At 75.2% G+C, this 18,264-nt stretch carries 19 protein-coding genes; 7 read left to right on the top strand and 12 right to left on the bottom strand.

Features of this window, described 5'->3' with window-relative positions; translation table 11 throughout:
* Nucleotides 1-38: 38 nt before the first annotated feature.
* The 3 genes from ACGFI2_RS23320 to ACGFI2_RS23330 all read right to left on the bottom strand — a co-directional run bounded on the left by ACGFI2_RS23320 (nt 39) and on the right by ACGFI2_RS23330 (nt 3,501).
* Complete coding sequence (locus ACGFI2_RS23320; RefSeq protein WP_393520619.1) at nt 39-1,595, bottom strand: hypothetical protein; 1,557 nt, start codon at nt 1,593-1,595, stop codon at nt 39-41.
* Nucleotides 1,596-1,714: 119 nt separating this feature from the next.
* Complete coding sequence (locus ACGFI2_RS23325) at nt 1,715-2,677, bottom strand: anti-sigma factor RsbA family regulatory protein (protein ID WP_393520621.1); 963 nt, start codon at nt 2,675-2,677, stop codon at nt 1,715-1,717.
* On the bottom strand, nt 2,674-3,501 hold the full coding sequence (locus tag ACGFI2_RS23330) for an MEDS domain-containing protein (RefSeq protein ID WP_393520623.1): 828 nt from the start codon (nt 3,499-3,501) through the stop codon (nt 2,674-2,676). The genes ACGFI2_RS23325 and ACGFI2_RS23330 overlap by 4 nt, the downstream gene beginning before the upstream one ends.
* 108 nt (nt 3,502-3,609) lie before the next feature.
* On the opposite strand from ACGFI2_RS23330, the gene ACGFI2_RS23335 reads away from it, so the two are divergent.
* The gene (locus ACGFI2_RS23335; RefSeq protein WP_393520625.1) at nt 3,610-3,789 is read left to right on the top strand and encodes a hypothetical protein; all 180 of its coding nucleotides are present in this window, start codon (nt 3,610-3,612) and stop codon (nt 3,787-3,789) included.
* 244 nt (nt 3,790-4,033) lie between these two features.
* Here the strand turns inward: ACGFI2_RS23335 and ACGFI2_RS23340 are convergent, their stop codons facing one another.
* On the bottom strand, nt 4,034-4,549 hold the full coding sequence (locus tag ACGFI2_RS23340; protein WP_393520627.1) for a 2'-5' RNA ligase family protein: 516 nt from the start codon (nt 4,547-4,549) through the stop codon (nt 4,034-4,036).
* Between the two features lie 89 nt (nt 4,550-4,638).
* Between ACGFI2_RS23340 and ACGFI2_RS23345 the strand changes: the two genes are divergently transcribed.
* Complete coding sequence (locus ACGFI2_RS23345; protein WP_393520629.1) at nt 4,639-5,148, top strand: DinB family protein; 510 nt, start codon at nt 4,639-4,641, stop codon at nt 5,146-5,148.
* On the opposite strand, the gene ACGFI2_RS23350 is transcribed toward ACGFI2_RS23345, so the two are convergent.
* The 3 genes from ACGFI2_RS23350 to ACGFI2_RS23360 are packed head-to-tail and all read right to left on the bottom strand — an operon-like array spanning nt 5,132 to nt 7,768.
* A complete protein-coding gene (locus ACGFI2_RS23350) occupies nt 5,132-6,112 on the bottom strand; it encodes a glycoside hydrolase family 88 protein (protein ID WP_393520631.1) in 981 nt (326 codons plus the stop codon). The two genes, ACGFI2_RS23345 and ACGFI2_RS23350, sit on opposite strands and share 17 nt — an antisense overlap.
* 10 nt (nt 6,113-6,122) lie before the next feature.
* On the bottom strand, nt 6,123-6,824 hold the full coding sequence (locus tag ACGFI2_RS23355) for a Pr6Pr family membrane protein (protein ID WP_393520633.1): 702 nt from the start codon (nt 6,822-6,824) through the stop codon (nt 6,123-6,125).
* A gap of 23 nt (nt 6,825-6,847) precedes the next feature.
* On the bottom strand, nt 6,848-7,768 hold the full coding sequence (locus tag ACGFI2_RS23360; RefSeq protein ID WP_393520635.1) for a hypothetical protein: 921 nt from the start codon (nt 7,766-7,768) through the stop codon (nt 6,848-6,850).
* A gap of 209 nt (nt 7,769-7,977) precedes the next feature.
* Between ACGFI2_RS23360 and ACGFI2_RS23365 the strand changes: the two genes are divergently transcribed.
* Together ACGFI2_RS23365 and ACGFI2_RS23370 are read left to right on the top strand one after the other, a co-directional pair.
* Nucleotides 7,978-8,868: a DUF72 domain-containing protein gene (locus ACGFI2_RS23365; RefSeq protein WP_393520637.1), complete on the top strand. Its 891-nt coding sequence runs from the start codon at nt 7,978-7,980 to the stop codon at nt 8,866-8,868.
* A 56-nt stretch (nt 8,869-8,924) separates the two neighbouring features.
* Complete coding sequence (locus ACGFI2_RS23370; RefSeq protein WP_393520639.1) at nt 8,925-9,110, top strand: GTPase activator; 186 nt, start codon at nt 8,925-8,927, stop codon at nt 9,108-9,110.
* A gap of 56 nt (nt 9,111-9,166) precedes the next feature.
* Here ACGFI2_RS23370 and ACGFI2_RS23375 read toward each other — a convergent pair whose 3' ends face one another.
* From ACGFI2_RS23375 to ACGFI2_RS23390, 4 genes are all read right to left on the bottom strand, one after another.
* Nucleotides 9,167-9,796 (bottom strand): hypothetical protein, encoded by a 630-nt coding sequence (locus tag ACGFI2_RS23375; RefSeq protein ID WP_393520641.1) that lies wholly within the window; start codon nt 9,794-9,796, stop codon nt 9,167-9,169.
* Nucleotides 9,797-9,849: 53 nt separating this feature from the next.
* Nucleotides 9,850-10,719: an alpha/beta fold hydrolase gene (locus ACGFI2_RS23380; RefSeq protein WP_393520643.1), complete on the bottom strand. Its 870-nt coding sequence runs from the start codon at nt 10,717-10,719 to the stop codon at nt 9,850-9,852.
* Nucleotides 10,720-10,786: 67 nt separating this feature from the next.
* Nucleotides 10,787-12,004 carry a glycosyltransferase gene (locus tag ACGFI2_RS23385; RefSeq protein ID WP_393520645.1) on the bottom strand — a complete coding sequence of 406 codons (1,218 nt, stop codon included), beginning with the start codon at nt 12,002-12,004 and terminating at the stop codon, nt 10,787-10,789.
* A gap of 52 nt (nt 12,005-12,056) precedes the next feature.
* Nucleotides 12,057-13,286 (bottom strand): globin domain-containing protein, encoded by a 1,230-nt coding sequence (locus ACGFI2_RS23390; RefSeq protein ID WP_393520647.1) that lies wholly within the window; start codon nt 13,284-13,286, stop codon nt 12,057-12,059.
* A gap of 151 nt (nt 13,287-13,437) precedes the next feature.
* On the opposite strand from ACGFI2_RS23390, the gene ACGFI2_RS23395 reads away from it, so the two are divergent.
* Nucleotides 13,438-13,875, top strand: coding sequence for an RrF2 family transcriptional regulator (locus ACGFI2_RS23395; protein ID WP_393520649.1), 438 nt, complete (start codon nt 13,438-13,440; stop codon nt 13,873-13,875).
* Nucleotides 13,875-14,507, top strand: a complete 633-nt coding sequence (locus tag ACGFI2_RS23400) for a class I SAM-dependent methyltransferase (RefSeq protein WP_393520651.1) — start codon at nt 13,875-13,877, stop codon at nt 14,505-14,507. Before ACGFI2_RS23395 ends, ACGFI2_RS23400 begins: the two co-directional genes overlap by 1 nt.
* Nucleotides 14,508-14,560: 53 nt before the next feature.
* On the opposite strand, the gene ACGFI2_RS23405 is transcribed toward ACGFI2_RS23400, so the two are convergent.
* Nucleotides 14,561-15,817, bottom strand: coding sequence for a hypothetical protein (locus ACGFI2_RS23405; protein ID WP_393520653.1), 1,257 nt, complete (start codon nt 15,815-15,817; stop codon nt 14,561-14,563).
* Nucleotides 15,818-16,179: 362 nt separating this feature from the next.
* Between ACGFI2_RS23405 and ACGFI2_RS23410 the strand changes: the two genes are divergently transcribed.
* Entirely contained in the window at nt 16,180-18,237 is a 2,058-nt protein-coding gene (locus ACGFI2_RS23410; protein ID WP_393520655.1) for a type IIA DNA topoisomerase subunit B, read from the top strand.
* Nucleotides 18,238-18,264: the final 27 nt, after the last annotated feature.

An 18,264-nucleotide genomic window follows, 5' to 3' on the forward strand; every position in this document is an offset into this window, starting at 1 on the left:
GCGACCGCCGCCGACGAGCGAGGCGGACGGCCCGGTCGTCAGGCCGGGGCGCGGACGTCGGTGTCCGGCCCGGTGCTCTCCGCCTCGGGCACAGCGCGGGGCGCCGGTGTGCGCACCGCGAACGCGTCGAAGCTCGGCCCGTCCAGCCGTTCGATGAACGGTTCGGCGCTCAGGCGGTCCGCCTCGATCCGCTCGGCCTCGACCCGCTCCGCCTCGATCCGCTCGGCCTCGACCCGCTCCGCCTCGACCCGCTCGGCCTCGACCCGCTCCGCCTCGGACCGCTCAGGGTCGGACCGCCCGTTCTCGGGCCGCCCGACGGGTCCCGGCTCGGCCGCCGCGGGCCCCAGCAGGCGCGCCACCACCTGCGGGTACTCGGCGGTCTCGCCCCCACCCGCGGCGGCCGCCATCACCGCCGCCGCGGCCAGGTCGGCCACCCGCTTGGCCTCCCGCTGCACCCGGGCCCGGGTCTCCTTGGCGTGCTGCTCGGCCAGCTCCGCCGCGCGCCGGGCCTCGTCCAGCCGCTTGGTCTCGATGGCCAGGTCCCGGCGTACGCCGACCAGCCGCTCCTCCAGCTCGGCGCCCGCCTGCTCGATCTCGGTGATCTCCTCGCGGGTCTCCTCCAGCTGCTGGCCGACGGTCTCCAGCTCGGCCCTGAGCTGGGCCAGCGCCTCCTGGCGCTGCTGGATGTCCCGCTGCACGGAGGCAAGCTGCTCCTGGTGGGCGGCGTTCTCCTCGTCGGCCCGCTCGCGCACCTCGGTGGCGTACTCCTGGGCCTCGGCGACCAGCGCGGCGATGTCCCGCTCGGCGGCCACGGCCCGGTCGGCCAGCTCCTGCTCGGCCGCGGCCCGCCGCTCGTCCAGCTCCCGGGCCATGGTGGCCTGCCACTGGGCCAGCTCCTGCTGGGCCTTGCTGCGGTTGGCCTGCACCTCCTGCTGGATCTGGGTGCGCGCGGCCTTCACCAGCGCCTCGGACGCGGACCGGGCCTGCTCCACCTGCTGCGTGCTCTGCTCGGCGAGCCGCTTCGCCTCCTGCTGGGCCCGGTCGTGCACGGCCTGGCCCTCGGCGCGCAGTCTCTCCGCCAGCTCCCGCACGGCGGTCAGCTCCGCCTGCGCGACGGCCCGCCGTTCCTCGTCCGCCCGCTCCTGCTCGGCCCGGCGGGCGGACAGCTCCTCGTCCAGCTCGCGCCGTTCCCGGGCGGCCTGCTCCTGCGCCGCGACCAGCAGCTTCTCCGCCTGGGCCTGGAAGTCGTCGGCGCGCTTGGCGGCCATCTCGGTGATCTGGCCGGCCTGCTTCTCGGCCAGGTCGAGGATCTGGTCGACCATCGGACCGAGGTCCCGGAAGGACGCCCGGTCCACCGGCGTCGGTCGGTCACGCAGCTCGACCGCCTCGGCCTGCGCCCGCTGCACCTGCGCCGTCAGCTCACGGACCTGGGTGTACGCCCGGTCGCGCGCGGCGGCCAGCGCGCCGACCTCGCCGTCCATCTGCTCGACGTAGCGGTCCACCTGGCGTTTGTCGTAACCGCGCAGCGCCGGGTCGAACCGCGGCCGCGCGGACACGTCGTCGTGGGGTGCGAACGGTTCCTCACCGTTGGACATGCGCCATCCTCCGTCGGTTCGCCAGCGCCAGGCCGCGGGGCATGATGAGGCGCAACGGTACCGTGTCCGCGCGCGCCGTCGAGCCCGCCCCGCCCCCGGCCCGCCGGTCGGTCAGCCGGTCAGACCGGGAAGTGCGCATTGCCCGCCGTCAGTCGGATGGTGAAACCGTCGGCGTCCCGGTGGTGCGACACGTGGTCGCAACTCTGGTGACTGATCCACAGCCCCAGGCCGCCCTCGGTCCCGTCACCGGCCGGCAGTAGCCCGGCGTACGGATCCTTCGGGCCGGGGCCCCGGTCGTGGACGGTCACCACGATCCGGTCCGGCGCGCACCACAGCCGCATACGCACCGGCGACGTCCCGTGCCGCAGCGCGTTGCACACCACCTCGCTGACGGCCATCAGCAGGTCGTCGACGCCGTCGGGCGGGAGCAGGCCGGAGTCGGCGGCGCGGACCGCCGCCCGGGCCCGGGCCGGCGTCGGGTCGACCAGCTCGACCACCGGCGCCGTGTGCTGCACCGGATCGAGCGGGGCCGGCCGGCACTCGGTCAGATAGCTCGCCGGTTCGGTGTAGACGCCGGTCGGCTCGTGGGAACCGTCCGGCCGGGCGATCCGGGGATGGGTCCGCGCCACGTCGGTCAGCACGTGCGGCGGGGTGACCCGCCGGTCGTAGGCGCACATGCTCCACAACGGGAAGTCGTCGTAGGCGTGGTTTATCGCCGACTCGTAGCGGGCCCACCAGTCCCAGGTCGCGCCGAACACCACCGGCGGCAGCTCACCGACGATGCGGATCTGCGTCGCGCCCGCGGCCGCGTGGCCGGCCAGCAGCTCGCGGTAGGCGCGGATCGCCGCGGTGGGCCGGGTGTAGACGTCGCCGCCGGGCAGGAAGGTGACCTCGACGCCGGTGGGCAGCGCCCGGCGTACCAGATCGGCGTTGCGCCCGCCGAGGCCCACCACCGTGGGCTCGCCGGCCTCGACGCCGCCGAGCAGGAACGGCAGCACCACGGCCAGCAGGTGCTCGTCGGAGTCGTAGAGGATCGCCTCGTGGAAGTAGCCCACGTGGTCGGCGGCCGCGCCGGTCCTCATCGGGCCACCTCCGCCCGTACCTCGGCCAGGCTCAGCAGCTCGACCAGCCGGGCCGTCGCCGGGCGGCGGGTGCGCAGCACCGCGACCGCGCCGTGGCGTCGGGCGTGCTCCCGCAGGCGCAGCAGGGCGCGGTGGTCGACGAAACGCAGGTTCGTCGCGTCGAACACGAGCCGCCCCGCCACCGGCCGCGGGTCGGCCCGCTCCAGCGCGACGGCGAAGAGATGCTCGTCGGTCGGGTCCAGCTCGCCCGCGAGCGCCGCCGCCGCGTCGTCGCCCCCGGCGTGCAGCCGGAACAGCACGTCGGCGTTGGTCTCCGGGTGCAGGCAGGCCAACTCGGCGATCGCCGCGTCGCCGAGCACCCGCCGGTCGTAGGCGCAGACCGCCGACATCGGCCGGTGCCGCATCCAGTGGTCGATGCGGTGCTCGTAGCGGGCGAACGCGTCGCGCTGGGCGGCGGTGCGGACCAGGTTTGTCGCCTCGGCCAGCACCCGCAGGCCGGTGTGGCCGGCGGTCAGCGCCTCGGTGGTGGCCCGGATGTATGCCCGGACCTGCCGCTCCGGGTCGACGATCTCGTCACGCCGGTAGGCCTCGTCGACCCGGAACAGCCGCACCGCGCCGCGCCGCAGCGCGTCGGCGAAGCCGGGCACCGGCGCCAGCCGTCGGGCCACCGCGTCCGGATCCTCCGGGTCGACCAGCCAGATCAGCTCACCCGCGGCGAGGCCGATGGCGACCTGCTCGACCGTCCGGGCGTGCAGCGCGGCCGGGTCGTCGTAGACGAGACAGGCATGGCCGTAGCCCGGGTTCGTCGTGTTCCCGCCGGTCACCGCCTCCGCCTCATCGGGCCATCCTAAGCTCAGCCGAGCCGCGGACCGCGTCAGGAGGTGGCCCCGAACGCGGTGGCCCACCGCCCCGGCGGGCCGCATCCTGGTCGGATGACGATCATCGTGTGGGACCTCACCGAGCCGGACTGGCCGCAGCTCCGGCCCATGCTGCGGGACATGGGCGTGATCGACGAGCCGGCGGAGGCCCAGCGGGCGCGGCTCGGCCACCACGGCGACCCGTGTCCGCAGCCGGACCACCCGACCTTCCTCCTCGACCTCGGCCGGCGCTGATCGACGTCCGCCGCCCGCCGAGACCCAGGACCGATGATCGGCGCCAGTTCCCCGAGGTGGCGGCATCGAGCGCGGTGCGATGCCGCCACCTCGGCGAGGTGGAGCCGATCATGCGCGAGGTGGGCCGCAGCGCGGCGGGACGGTGCCGCGCCGGCCGAGGGCACCCTACGTGCCGCCGGGGTCCAGGGCCGTCCGTCGCCTGCCGGCAACGGACCGGGGTCGGGTCCGGGGACCGACCGCGGGCTCAGGGGAGGGGACGGCAGATGTCGCGGGCGTGGTCGGTGACGGCGGCGCCGACCACGGTGGCGGTCAGCGGCAACACCTCCAGGCACCGGCGCACCGCGGCGGTCATCAGCGGGTTCGGCACCCGCATGGAGAGCGTGCAGTGCGGCACCCAGCGCCCGGGCCGGTAGTGCTCCACCACGTCGATCCCCGCCCCGACCAGCCGTTCGTGCACCGCGGCGTGGTGGGCGAGCAGCGCCGCCGTGGGCGCCGGCCCGAGCCAGAGCACCCGCCCGACGAACTGGCCGGCGTGCAGGAACTCCAGCCGCAGCGGCGCGGCCACCACCGTCCCGGCGAGCGCCTCGGCCACCCGCTCCGGGTCGAGGCGGGGCGCGACCGCGAGCGAGACGTGCGGGCGGTGCCGCTGGGCCAGCAGCGACCGCAGACTCGGCACCCCCTCGGACTCCAGCAGGTCCCACAGCACCCGGATCCGCCGGGTGGCGTCGGTGTCGAGATACAGCTCCAGCGCCGCGACCACGTGATCACCCTAGGCGGCCAGGTTTGCCGGGCACGCTGGGCGGTACTGCCCCGGAGGACGACACCAGACGGTGGGGGAGTGAGGCGCACGTGGACGTGAACGATCTGCTGACCGAGGCGTACGGGCGGTTGCCGGACCTCGTCGCCGGGGCGCTCGACGGGCTCGCCCCGGAGCAGTTGCGGCAGGCCCCGGCCGACGGGGCGAACCCGGTGGGCTGGCTGGTCTGGCACCTGACCCGGATCCAGGACCACCACGTCGCCGACCTGCTCGGCGCGGAGCAGCTCTGGGTCACCGGCGACTGGGCGGGGCGGTGCGGCCTGCGACCCGATCCCGACGACACCGGCTACGGACACGGCCCCGAGCAGATCGCCGCCGTGCGACCGGAGGACGGCGGCGTGCTGCTCGACTACCACCGGGCGGTGGTCGAGCGGAGCCTGAAGTACCTGCGCGGACTGGAGCCCACCGACCTGGACCGGGTGGTGGACGACAACTGGGATCCGCCGGTCACCCTCGGCGTACGGCTGGTCAGCGTGCTCGACGACGACCTGCAGCACGCCGGGCAGGCCGCGTACGTGCGCGGGCTCATCCGGAAGGACTGACCGCCGCCCGGGCGCGGCGCAGCGCGGCCTGCCCGAGCAGGTGACAGGCCTGCGCCTCGGGGGAGGTGCCCGGGCCGGAGAAGTCCGGCGCGCCGCTGACCCCGGTGACCCGCCCGTACCGGTCCACCCGCCGGCCGGCGGCGGCCAGCAACTCCGACCCGGTGCCGAGCCACGACGGCGGCAGCCAGCCGTCGGCCACCCCGGTCAGCGCCGCGTACCCGAACAGTTGGGCGGCGTTGGCCTCGCGGAACGTGCCGGGGTCGTCGAGCACGTCGGGGAAGAGCCCGTCCTCGGTGCGGTGGCGCAGGCAGGCGGTCAGCACCTCCTCGGCGTGCCCGGCCAGCTCGGCGCGCAGCCCCGCCGGCCACTGCGGCGCCAGGCGCAGCGCCCGGGCGATCCCGGCGACCACCCAGCCGTTGCCGGTGGCCCACGGCTGCGGCCGGTCCAGCTCGCCCCGGTCCTCGTCCCAGCGGGCCGCGTACAGTCCGGTGCCCGGGTCGTGCAGCCGGCGCCGGTGCCCGGCGACCTGGGCGGCGGCCAGCTCCGTCCGGCCGGTCAGCGCGAGCAGCGGCACCACCATGTAGACCGTGTCGGCCCACACCTGGCGGCCGTCGAGCAGGTGGAACAGGGTGCCGTCGGCGGCCCGGGGCGCCCGGCGGGTCAGCCAGTCGAGCTGGGCGGCCAACGCGGCGGCGTACCTCGGCTCACCGGTGGTGGTCGCCGCGTGCCGAACCACCTCGCCGCAGGCGGCGCCGTTCACCGCGCCGAGCGCTCCGGCCAGCTCGCCGAGCCGGCCGTCGGGCCGTTGCCGGGTCACCGCGGCGTCCGCGACAAGCGTCGCCGCCTCGGGCCGGCCGAGGTCGAGCAGCGCCTGCCCGGTGAGGCCCTGCTCCCAGGACTCCCGCTGCATGGTCAGCAACGCCGACAGCACCCGGTCGGTGGTGGCGTCCCCGGTCGTCGACATGCCCGTCCCGCTACCCGGAGCCGGAACCGCTGGGTTCCCGGGCGGTCACCTCGGCCGTCGGGGGCGGTGCCGGTGCGGTGCGGGACACCACCCGGGCGAGCAGCCGGTCGGCGCCCACGAAGAGCAGGCCCAGCAGCCAGAACACGGCGGCGAACCCCAGCGCGCTGATCCCGACGCCGTCGTAGCCGAGCTGCCCGGCGTCGAGGAACGGGTACGGGTAGCGGTGCACGACGAGCCCGCGCACCAGCGCGAAGCCGAGGTAGGCCAGCGGGAACGCCAACCACCAGGCGGCGTACCGGGGGCGCAGCCGGCCACGGCGGTCGAACAGCGCCCAGTCGGTGATCGCGAGCAGCGGCACCACCGTGTGCAGGAGCTGGTTACCCCACCACTCGCCCGGCTCCCGGTGCGGCTGGGCCATCGCGAACGGGCTGGCGGGGTTGGCCAGCACCAGGTGGTAGACCGTACCGGTGATGGTGATGTAGAGGGTCACCGCGCCCTTGAGCGCGCTTGACGGTTCCGGCCGGTCCCGCGCCGCGCACCAGGCGGCGTAGCCGGCGAGCACGCCGACCGCCACGTTGCTCTGAATGGTGAAGTAGGGCAGCAGGCCGGTCACCGTGGCCGGGCCGAGCGCGGTGAGCACGATGCCGCCCACCACGCCGAGCACCACGGCCAGGCGGAGGAGGATCGCCGGTCGGCGACGCCGGGGGGTCATCGGCGCAAGTTACCAGCCGGTCGTCAGCCGGTCGGCGGTCCGCCCTGCTCGGGTACGCCGCCCGCAGGTGGCCGCGCCGGACCGGATCGGTGACCGGCCGGTGACCGCCCCGCGCCGGGCGTGCGGGCGGCGCGGGACGGGGGGCCGTTCGGCGTCCGGGCGGCGCCGGACGCGGGGGCGGCGCCGGACGGCGGTCCGCCGGTGCCCGGGTCGGGTACGCCCCCGGTGGGCGGGCCGGTCCGATCCGCCTCGCCCGCCCCCGGCGAGTCGGAGCCGTGGAGCAGCCCGGCGCAGTAGCCGGGCACCCGGGCCGGACCGCCGGCGGCGGCGACCAGGCCGGCGAAGGCCGGAGCCGCCAGGGCGCGGCCCCGCCCGCCCTCGCCGACGGCCCGGTAGGCGACGCACAGTCCGGCCGGCGACGACAGGTCGGGCGCACCGGCGGTCGGGCCGGTCGCCGGGTGGGTGGGGTGGGCCGTGGGCGCCGACCCGGTCGTGGCCGGGGCGCCGGCGGTGGTGGGGCCGGCCGGTGGCGCCTCACCCCGGGTGTCGCCGGGCAGGTTCCCGGTCGCCGCGGCCAGCGCGACGCCGCCGGTGAGCGTCGCGGCCAGGGCGGCGACGGCGACCTTGGCGCCGAGCAGCGTGGCGAACCGCCGAGCGGGGCGGTCGTCCGCGCCACCGCCGGCGCCCGCCGGCTGTCGGCGGGCGGAAGCGGCCGTCGGCTGGTGGTCGGCCAGGTCGGCCGTCGACCCGGCGGCGGACGCCGCCGCCCGCGCCGCCCGGAACTCCGCGAGGGCGGCCGACTCGCCGTCGAGTTCCGCGGGCCGGGGCGCCGCGCGGACGGCGCCGAGGAACCGGACGAGCACGGGTGGAGCGGCGGGCGCGCCGTAGGGGGAACCGTCGAGCAGGCGCTCGACGGTCTCCTGGTCCAGGCGGGGTGCATCCATCTCGTGACCCTCAGCGCCGTCACCTGCCCGGGCGTCACACCCCGGACCCCGCGGCCCGGGTGAGGCCGGTCACCGTCGCGGCGATCCGGGGCCGGCGGTCCGGGCCGGTCAGCCGATGATCCTCGCGCCGTCGATCGGCTCGCGGATGATCCGCTCCACACCGGAGCCTCCGGTTGCCGGCCGGTCCGGTTCGCGGTGAACTGAATGACATGGGTGTCATCAAGGTGGGCACGTCCTCCTGGGCCGACCAGATGCTGGTCCGCTCCGGTTGGTACCCGCGCGGGGTCAACACCCCGGCCGGCCGGCTGGGCTGGTACGCCGAGCACTTCGGACTGGTCGAGGTGGACACGTCGTACTACGCGGTGCCGGCGGTGGAGACCACGACGGCCTGGGCGGACGCCACCCCGGCCGGCTTCACCTTCGACGTCAAGGCGTTCCGGCTGTTCACCGGCCACCACACCCCGGTCGAGGCGCTGCCGAAGGACCTGCGGCCGGCCGGTGGGCCGAGCCGGATCCGATGGCGGGACCTGTCCGCCGGGGCGTACGACGAGCTGTGGGACCGGTTCCACGCGGCGCTGGCGCCGCTCGCGGCGGCCGACCGGCTCGGCGCGGTGCTGTTGCAGTTCCCGCCCTGGCTGGCCCGCGGTGACGCGGCCCGGCGGCGGATCCTGGCCGCCGCCCGGCGGTGCCGTCCCCATCCGGTCACCGTCGAGCTGCGACACTCCTCCTGGTTCACCGAGGACGCGGTGGTCGACACCGTGACGTTCCTGCGCGAGAACGGGCTCGGCTACGGCTGCGTGGACATGCCGCAGGGGCACGCCTCCTCGGTGCCGCCGATCCTGGTCGCCACCACCGACCTGGCCGTGATCCGGTTCCACGGGCACAGCGACGCCTGGGAGAGCGGCGACAAGCAGGAGCGGTTCCGCTACGCCTACGGCGAGCGGGAGCTGCGGCACTGGTCCGTGCTGCTGCGCGAGCTGGCCGACGAGTGCGCCGAGTTGCACGTGCTGATGAACAACTGCTGCGGGGACCAGGCCCAGCGGGACGCCGCCCGCCTCGCCGACCTGCTCGGCGTGCTGCCCGCCGCCGCGCGGGCCTAGAGGTTTTCCGGCCGGCCTCGCGGGTACCGGCCGGGAACGACAGCGAGGGGGGAGACGTGGACGAGCGGCGGGACGAGACGAACCCGGCGGACCGGGATCCCCGGGAAGCCGAGGAGGCGCACGGCGGCAGCATGGCCCCGGGCCTGGTAGACGACACCGGGCACCCGGTGACCGGTTCGCCGGTGCCGGACAACGAGCCGTCCGCGCCGGGCGGTCCGGGGGAGGACGGCACCGGCTCCTGAACGGGCACCACGCGGCCGGCGGTCCACCCCGATGTGGGCCGCCGGCCGCGTGGTGGTCAGCGGCCGGCCCCGGCCAGGTGACGTTTGGCCGCACCCATGGCGGCCACCTTGCCGATGGTCTTCGGCGCGGACATCAGCCCGCCGGCGCGGTCCAGCATGCCGCGGAACACCTGGTTCGGCTTCTGCTGCTCACTCATGTACGACGTCACCACGACCAGCGCGCCGGTCAGCGCCGGGATCGCCCACTGGAGCATTCTCATCTGCCGCTGGCTGGCGGCGACGTTCGCCGGGGTGTGGTGGTTGGGCTCGGTGGTGCCGTCGACCGGCGGTCCGCCCGCCTTCTCCAGGCGCATGCCGACCAGCTTGCTGTAGCCGGTCACCGCCAGCGCGCCGACGGTCAGCGCGGTCTTGACCGCGCTCGCCTTGCCGACGCCGGCCTGCCGGGCCATCCGCGGGCTCTCGGTGACCAGCTCACCGACCGCGCCGGCCAGGTGGGCGCCGATCGCCGCCGCGTTCACCGGGGTCCACCGGGCCCAACCGGCCGAGGCCACCGGCAGCCGCTGAGTCGTGTCGTCGATTCGTGCCGCCGCGCCGTTGACGCCGAGCGCCCCCATCAGTGAGCCGCCGAACCAGGCCGCCAGGCCCAGGTCGTGCATCGAGCGCAACGCGGTGTGCCGTTCGGACATCTGATCCCCCTCCGCCGTGTTCGGGCGGTGCGGCATACCCGTCCTCGGCCTGCTCACGCCCCCGAATCGCGCGACGGCAGCGAGCCCGCGAACGCGGCCACCCGGCCGGCCAGCGGCGCCGCCGACCGGACCCAGGTGAAGTGGTCCAGCGCGGCGTCGGCCTCGGCGACGGTGTAGCGGTGCCGGGTCACCGGCGCCGCGGTCAGCTTGTCGCAGAGGTGGTCCAGCGTCTCGTGCGGCGTGTACTGGTCGTCGTCGACGCTTACCGCGAGCACCGGCGTCCGGATCCGCCGCACGGCGGCCTCGGTGTCCACCCCGTCGAGCGCCGGGAACCGCCCGGTCCGGGCGGTGTGCGCCCAGTCCCGGATCACGCCGCGCGCCTGCCGGCCGCCGAACCCCCAGCCGGGCCAGACGCCGAGCAGTCGGGCCGTCGCCGCGATGCCCTGGGTGTACGGCAGCACGCCCCAGCCGCGAAGCCCCGGATAGCGCCGCCACCAGGGCAGGCCCACGGCCACCAGGGCCAGGCCGTCCACCCGGCCGGCGTCGTGCAGCGCCTGGTGCAGCACGGCGACCTGGCCGCCGAGGGAGTGCCCGAGCAGCACCCGGACGCGCCCGTCCAACCGGGGCTTGAGCGCGTCGAGCACCGCTCCCACGTCGGTGGCCAGCTCGGCGTAGCCGTACCGGCAGGTGCGGGCCGGACCGGGGGTGCTCTCCCCGGTGCCGCGCAGGTCCGCCACGATCACCGCGAGCCCGGCGTCGCGCAGCGCGGCGGCGAACGGCCGGTAGTAGCGGGCGCGGACGCCCATGGCCGGCCAGATCAGCACCACCGGCGCGCCGGGCGGCCCGTCCGGTTCCGGGTGGATCTGCACGCCGATCCGCGCGCCGTCGACGTCCACGTACTCCTGCGTGTACTCGCCACTCACCGGCCCAGCGTACGGCCGGAAGCTACCGGCGGGTAGCAAGGGGTGGCGAGGCGCGTCGACGCGGGCGTCAGGCCACCGCCGGTACCGGCCGGGCCGCGGTCGACAACGTGTCGTAGACGACGCCGAGCTGCTCCGCGCAACGCTTCCACGAGTACCGGCTGCGGACGCGGTCCAGCGCGGCGGTGGCGTACGTGAAGCGGCGGACGTTGTCGGCGAGCAGTCGGCGCAACGCGGCGCCCAGCGCGCGGGGGTCGCGCGGCGGCACCAGGTCACCCGTCAGGCCGTCCACCACGCTGTCGGCGATGCCCCCGACGGCGGTGCCGATCACCGGCACACCGCAGGCCATGCCCTCCAGCGCGGTGAGGCCGAACGGCTCGTGCCAGGGGGCGGCGACCAGCACGTCCGCCGAGCGGTACCAGGAGGCCATCTCCTCCCGGGGCACGCCGCCGACCAGCCGCACCCGGTCGGCGACGCCGCACGACGCGGCCAGCGCGGACAGCCGGCGGGCGAACGCGTCGGCCGGCAGCAGGTCGGCCGGCGGGCCGCCGACCACCACGCACTCCGCGTCCGGGACGGCGGGCAGCGCCCGGACCACGTCCACGAAGCCCTGGCGCTCGACCATCCGGCCGACCGTGAGGATGCGCGGGCGGGCCGGATCGTGCGGTGCGACCGGGCCGTCGGGGCGGAACACCGCCTCGTTGACGCCGGCCGGAACCAGCGCCATCCGGGAGCGGGGTACGCCCATCCGGAGCAGCTCACCCACCTCGTCCTCAGACTGCACCACGACCCGGTCGACGGCCCGGCCGAGCGCCCGCTCGTAGCCGATCCGCCTCGACGGACCCATGTCCCGGGCGTCCCGGTGGCGGCGCTCCACCGTGCCGAGCGTGTGGTAGGTCAGCACGGTCGGCACCCCGGTGCGGCGGCTGGCGTGCACGGTGGCCAGCCCGCTCATCCAGAAGTGCGCGTGCGCCACGTCCGGGACCCAGCCCCCGTGCCGCCAGGCGTCCGCCAGCCAGTTCCCGAACTCGCCCAGGTGCGGCAGCAACTCGTCCCTGGGCACTCGCCGGGCCGGGCCGGCGGGCACCGCGCACACCTGGTAGCCGCCGTGGGCGGAGGCCGCCTCGGGCTGCGTGCCGGAGTCCCGGCGGGTGTAGACACGCACCTCGTGCCCGGCCCGGACCAGCGCGGCCGCGAGTTCCGCCACGTGGGCGTGCTGTTCGCCGGCGTTCTCCTCGCCGGGGACGGCGAGCGGGCTGGCGTGCTCCGAGACCATCGCGATGCGCATGGTGAACCTCTACCCTGCCGATCCGCCCCCAACCTGTGGCCCACCGACTTCCTCACGACCCGGGTCGGTCGGGCAGCATTCCGGGGCCGAACACCTCGTAGGCGATCCGCCCGGCCGGGACACCCCGGCGCAGCAGGTTGCCGCGGACCAGGTTCATGAACGCGATCGGCCCGCACAGGTGCGCCACCGTCCCGGCGGTCACCGGGATCCGGTCCGGATCGACCAGCCCGGGTGACACGTGCGCCTTCAGCGGAGAAGGTTCCGCGCCGGCCGCGTCCTCGTACCAGAGGTGGACCGCGAGATTCGGCAGCCGCTCCTGCAGCGCGGGCAGTTCGTGACGCAACGCGTGCGTCGAGACGGCCCGGTCGGCGTGCGCCAACGTCACCTCGCGCCCGGGGTCCCGGTCGGCCAGGTGGGCCAGCGCCGCCATCGCCGGGGTGAGACCGATACCGGCGCTGACCAGCAGCAGCGAGCCGCCGTCGCCGGCCGCGTCGACCTCGCCGAACGGCGGGCTCAGCCGGAGCGTGTCGCCGACGGCCACCCGGTCGTGCAGGTGCCCGGAGACGAGGCCGTCCGGCGCGCCGGCCTCGCCCCGGACCCGCTTCACGGTGATCCGCCACTCGTCCGCGCCGGGCCGGCCGGACAGGCTGTACTGCCGGATCTGCTGCCCCCGGCCCTGGCCCAGGTCGACCGCGACCGAGACGTACCGGCCGGGCGCGAAGTCGGGGGGTGCGCCGCCGTCGGCCGGCGCGAGGGTGAGTGAGACGACGTCGACGGTCTCCCGGACCCGGCCGGTCACCCGCCAGTCCCGCCATACCGGGCCGCCCTCCGGCACGCCGGCCCCGGCGTACAGCCGTGCCTCCCGGGCGATGAGTTCGCAGGCCAGCAGCCAGTAGACCTCGTCCCAGGCGGCGGCGACCGGCGGGGTGACGGCGTCGCCGAGCACCTCGGCGACCGCGGCGAGCAGGTGCCGGCCGACGATCGGGTACTGGGTGGCGGTGATGCCGAGCGAGGCGTGCTTGTGCGCGATCCGGTCCAGGATCGGCCCCCACGACGGGCCGCCGGCGGTGTCGCCGGTCAGGTGCCCGGCGTACGCGACCACCGCGGCGGCGAGGGCGGCCTTCTGCTGCCCGGTGGCCTGGTTCCCCCGGTTGAAGAGGTCCAGCAGGTCCGGATGAGCGTCGAACATCCGCTGGTAGAACCGGCCGGTGATCGCCTCGCCGTGTGCCCGTACCGCGGGTATGGTCGCGGACACCACGGCTGCGGAGGATTCCGAGAGCACGACTGTCTCCTTCTGGGCGTCGAACGGGTCAACCTCAGAAAACAGGAGCTATACCTTCCTCTTTAGGGTCCAAGGTCCCGCGAGGGACGTGGCGCGGATCACCGAGATCGGCCCCGTGCCGCAATCGGCCCCGACTGGCTAGGGTCGGCACGTGAGGCTCAACCGGTCGACCGACATGGCGCTGCGGATCGCCATGCTTACCGCCGCGTCCCCGGTCCGCTGCACGGTGGACGAACTCGCCACCCGGCTCGCGCTGCCCCGCAGCCACGTCGCCAAGGTGGTCCAGCGGCTGCAGCGGCTCGGCGTCCTGGTGACCATCCGGGGCCGGTCCGGCGGGGTGGCCTTCGCCGAACACGCCGGTGAGCTGACCGTCGGGCAGGTGGTCCGTGCGTTCGAGGGCGACGACGAGGTGGTCAACTGCGCCGAACCGGTCTGCCCGCTCGTCGCCGGCTGCCGGCTGCGCGGCGAGCTGCGCCGCGCCCAGGCCGCCTTCCTCGCCGTGCTCGACGGGGTACGCCTCGGCGACCTGGTCGACGGGCCGGCCGGCCCGCTCCTGCTCAGCCTCGGCCTGGCCCCGGCGGCCCGCTGATGGGCGTCTCCCACCCGATCTTCGCCCGGCAGTTCGCCCGCGCCAGCGTCGCCCTGGACGCCGCCGGCATGGCCGCGCACCGGCGTCGCCTGGTGACCGGGCTGCGCGGCCTCGTGGTCGAGGTGGGCGCCGGCAACGGCCGCAACCTGCCGCACTACCCGCCGGCCGTCACCCGGGTGCTCGCCGTGGAGCCGGAGCCACGGCTGCGCGCCCTGGCCCGCGCCGCCGCACCCGCCGCCCGGGTGCCGGTGACCGTGGCCGCCGGCATGGCCGAGGCGCTGCCGATCGCCGGCGGCGCCGCCGACGTGGTGGTGTTCTCGCTGGTGCTCTGCTCGGTGCCCGACCAGGCGGCGGCGCTGGCCGAGGCGCGCCGGATCCTCCGGCCGGGCGGCGAGCTGCGCTTCTACGAGCACGTGGTGGCCGAGACGCCGGGCCTGCGGCGGGCCCAGCGGGTCGCGGACGCGACGCTCTGGCCGCTGTTCTGCGCCGGCTGCCACACCGCCCGCGACACCCTGGCCGCGATCCGGACCGCCGGGTTCGCCGTCACCGACGTCGACCGGTTCCGCTTCCCGGCGTCCGGCGTCCCGACCCCCGCCTCGCCGCACGTGCTCGGCGCCGCCATCCGGTCCTGACCGGCCACCGCGCGGGCCGGCGTCCCGGGGTGCCGGGACGCCGGCCCGCGCCGTCAGCTCACCGCGATCGTGCCGTCCGGGGCCCGCACGCAGGCCACGGTGCGGGCGGCGGTCACCGCGGCGCCGGACAGGCACCGGCTTAGCACCTGGTGGCCGGCCGCGCTCGGGTGCCACGACTCCTGGCAGGTCTGGAAGTAGGTGCCGCAGGCGTTCGCGATCCGCTGGATGTCGAGCTTGTCGTAGCCGGAGAGGCTGGTGACGAAGACGCCGCTCGGGCCGTCCATCAACCGGATCGGGGTGGCCAGGGCGTTGGCCGGGCTGCCCGCCTTCTCGCAGAGCCGCGCGCCGTCGAACGCCCGTTGCACGTTCAGGTAGACCAGGTCGTCCTGCGGGAACTCGGTGGCCAGCGTGCCGCGCACCGAGCCGACCAGGGAGCCGAGCCCCTGGGAGAAGCGCTGTCCGGGCGCCAGGCTGGCCCGGTGGATCGGGCAGCCGGCCGCGTACCGCTCGGCGCCCAGGGCGCGGAACTTGTCCCGGGTGTCGTCGCGGCTGTCCTCACTCCAGTAGCTCTGCTCCAGCTCGTACGGCAGCGGGTTGGTGTAGTCCTGGAACACCACCCGGTGCTGGCCGTCCGCGTCGACCTCGTCGAGCGTGGCCAGCAGTTGCCGCAGCGCGGCCGTGGTCTCCGCGGTGGCCGAGGCGAACTGCGCGGCGGTGCCCAGGTCGGCGTCGGTGCAGGGCTTCTGCTCCACCGGTCCGCCCAGGTAGGCCCAGAACTCCCACCACCCGGTCCACGCATCCGCGATGAACCGGTTGGCGCACTTCTCCGCCACGCTGCCGAACGTGAACGAGCTGTTGTTCGAGCCGAGTCCGACCAGCACCAGGTCGATGTCGTGGGTGCGGGCCACCGACCGGAGCTGGTCGAGCTGGGCCGCCACCTGGCGCCCCTTGGCCCGGGTGGCCGAGGCGTTGGCGATGTCGTACGGCTGTCCGCCCGAGCAGGCCAGGTTGAACCGCGCGGAGATGCCCGGCAGGTCGGCCCGGAACAGCGAGGCGTTCGGCGAACGGTGGCAGAAGTAGGCGTTGGCGTTCGCCGCCGACCAGCCGGGGAAGCCCTGTGCGACGCCGTTGACGTCGACCACCGGGGCGTACCCGCCGGCGCCCTCGCCGCTGATGAAGCTGTCACCCAACGCCACCGCGGCGGTGGGCAGCGCCGCGGCGGCGGGCCCGGCCGGCGCCACGGCGGCCGGCAGCGCCACCGTGGCGAGCGCCAGTGCCGCCGCGAGCACGGAACGACGGAACACGGACATGCCCCACCTCACCCTCACCCATCGAAACATGAAAGATTCTTTGGTGGGCGATCAGATCACGGGCGTGTGACGGGCGTCAATGGCCGGACACCGGGACGCGACGGCTGTTGACAATTCGCCTGTCGACGACGGGAAGACGACCGCGGGGTCCGATCGTTGTGGTGCACGAACGCCTCCCCGCGCCCTCCGCCGCCCCCGTCCGGGCCGGCCCGCGGCACAACCGGACAACGCACCGCACCGGGTACGTCGGAGCTGTCGGAGCGCCGGGCTAGGCTCGCTGCGGCGCGCCGCGCCCGGCGATCGCCGTGGGGGCATCACACGGTGAACGGCACCACACCGCCGAGACCTGGGAGTACGACCAGTTGACCGCACAGCCTGAGACGCTCTACGGGGCCGACGACCTGACCCACCTGGAAGGCCTCGACGCCGTCCGCAAGCGCCCCGGCATGTACATCGGCTCCACCGACAGCCGTGGCGTGGGTCACCTCGTCAACGAGATCCTCGACAACTCCACCGACGAGGGTGTCGCGGGTCACGCCACCAAGGTCGACGTGATCCTGCACGCCGACGGCTCGGTGCAGGTCGACGACGACGGTCGGGGCATCCCCACCGACGTGCACGCCAAGTCCGGCATCTCCGGCGTCGAGCTGGTGCTCACCCGCCTGCACGCGGGCGGCAAGTTCGGCGGCTCGGGCTACAAGACCTCCGGTGGCCTGCACGGCGTCGGCGCCTCGGCGGTCAACGCCCTCTCCCGCCGTTTCGACGTCACCGTCCGCCGTGGCGGCAAGGTCCACGCCATGTCGTTCCGCCACGGCGTGCCCGGGATCTTCGACGGCGACGGCCCCGACGCGCCGTTCACCCCCGGCCCCGGCCTGCAGATCGTCGGCGCCATGAAGCGCGGCCAGCGCACCGGCACCTCGATCCGCTGGTGGCACGACCCCCGTTACTTCGAGACCGGCGCCGCGCTCGACACCGAGGTGGTCCGGCTCAAGCTGCGCAACACCGCCTTCCTCGTCCCCGGCGTGGCCTACCGGCTGCGCGACGAAACCGGCGAGCAGGCCGCCGAGGAGCGCTTCCACTTCCCGGACGGCCTGACCGACATGGTGGAGTTCCTCGCCCCGGCCGGCGACCGCCCGGTCTCCGGCACGCTGCTGGTCACCGGCGAGGGCACCTACCGCGAGAACGCCGCCGACGCCAACGGCGTCATGCAGTCGAACGTGCAGCGGCGCGCCGAGGTCGAGATCGCGTTCCGCTGGGGCACCGGCTACGAACGCACCGTCGAGTGCTTCACCAACACCATCCGCAACGCCCATGGCGGCACCCACCGCAAAGGCTTCGAGCGGGCCCTGGCCCGCACCCTCGCCGAGGCCGCACGCAGCGCCCGCGGCCTGCTCAAGCCCAAGGAGGACGCGCCCACCCTGGACGACGTCCTGGAGGGCATGACCGCGGTGGTGCACGTCCGCATCCCGGAACCGCAGTTCACCTCGCAGACCAAGGACGAGCTCTCCACCGCCGGCATCACCAAGGTGCTCCAGGGGCTGGTCGAGGCGCACCTCAAGAGCTGGCTGGACGACCGGCGCACCAGGGCCGAGGCCCGCACGGTGCTCCAGAAGATCGTCGACGCGGCCCGGGTCCGGCTCACCCAGAAGCAGCAGAAGGACGCCGCCCGCCGCAAGACCGCGCTGGAGGGCGCGGCCATGCCGGCCAAACTGGTCGACTGCCGCGCGACAGGCATCGAGAGAAGCGAATTGTTCATCGTGGAGGGGGACAGCGCCCTCGGGACGGGACGCCTCGCCCGGTCCTCCGAATACCAGGCGCTGCTGCCGATCCGCGGCAAGATCCTCAACGTGCAGAAGGCCAACCTCCAGCAGGTGCTGGACAATGCCGAGTGCGCGGCGATCGTGCAGGTGCTGGGCGCCGGCTCCGGGCGCACCTTCGACCTGTCCACCCTGCGCTACGGCCGGGTGCTGATCATGGCCGACGCGGACGTCGACGGCGCGCACATCCGGACGCTGCTGATCACGCTCTTCGCCCGCTACATGCGGCCGCTGATCGAGGCCGGCCGGCTCTACGCGGCCATGCCGCCCCTGCACAAGATCACCACGAGGGGGCGCACTCCGCAGACCACCTACACCTACACCCAGGCCGAGATGGAGGCGACGGTCCGCAAGCTGGAGAAGGCCGGCAAGCAGATCGTCACCCCGATCCCGCGCTTCAAGGGCCTCGGCGAGATGGACGCCGACGAGCTGTGGGAGACCACCATGAACCCGGCCACCCGGGCGGTCCGGCGGATCACGCTCGACGACGTCGAGGCCGCCGAGCGGATCCTCGAACTGCTCATGGGCGAGAAGGTCGAGCCCCGCCGCAACTGGCTGATCGACTCCGCCGACCGCGTCGACCGCGACGCCATCGACGCCTGACCACCGCGTTCGTTTCGGAAGGAAGCT

It is taken from the genome of Micromonospora sp. NPDC049282, from assembly GCF_043197045.1.
Lineage (GTDB): Bacteria > Actinomycetota > Actinomycetes > Mycobacteriales > Micromonosporaceae > Micromonospora.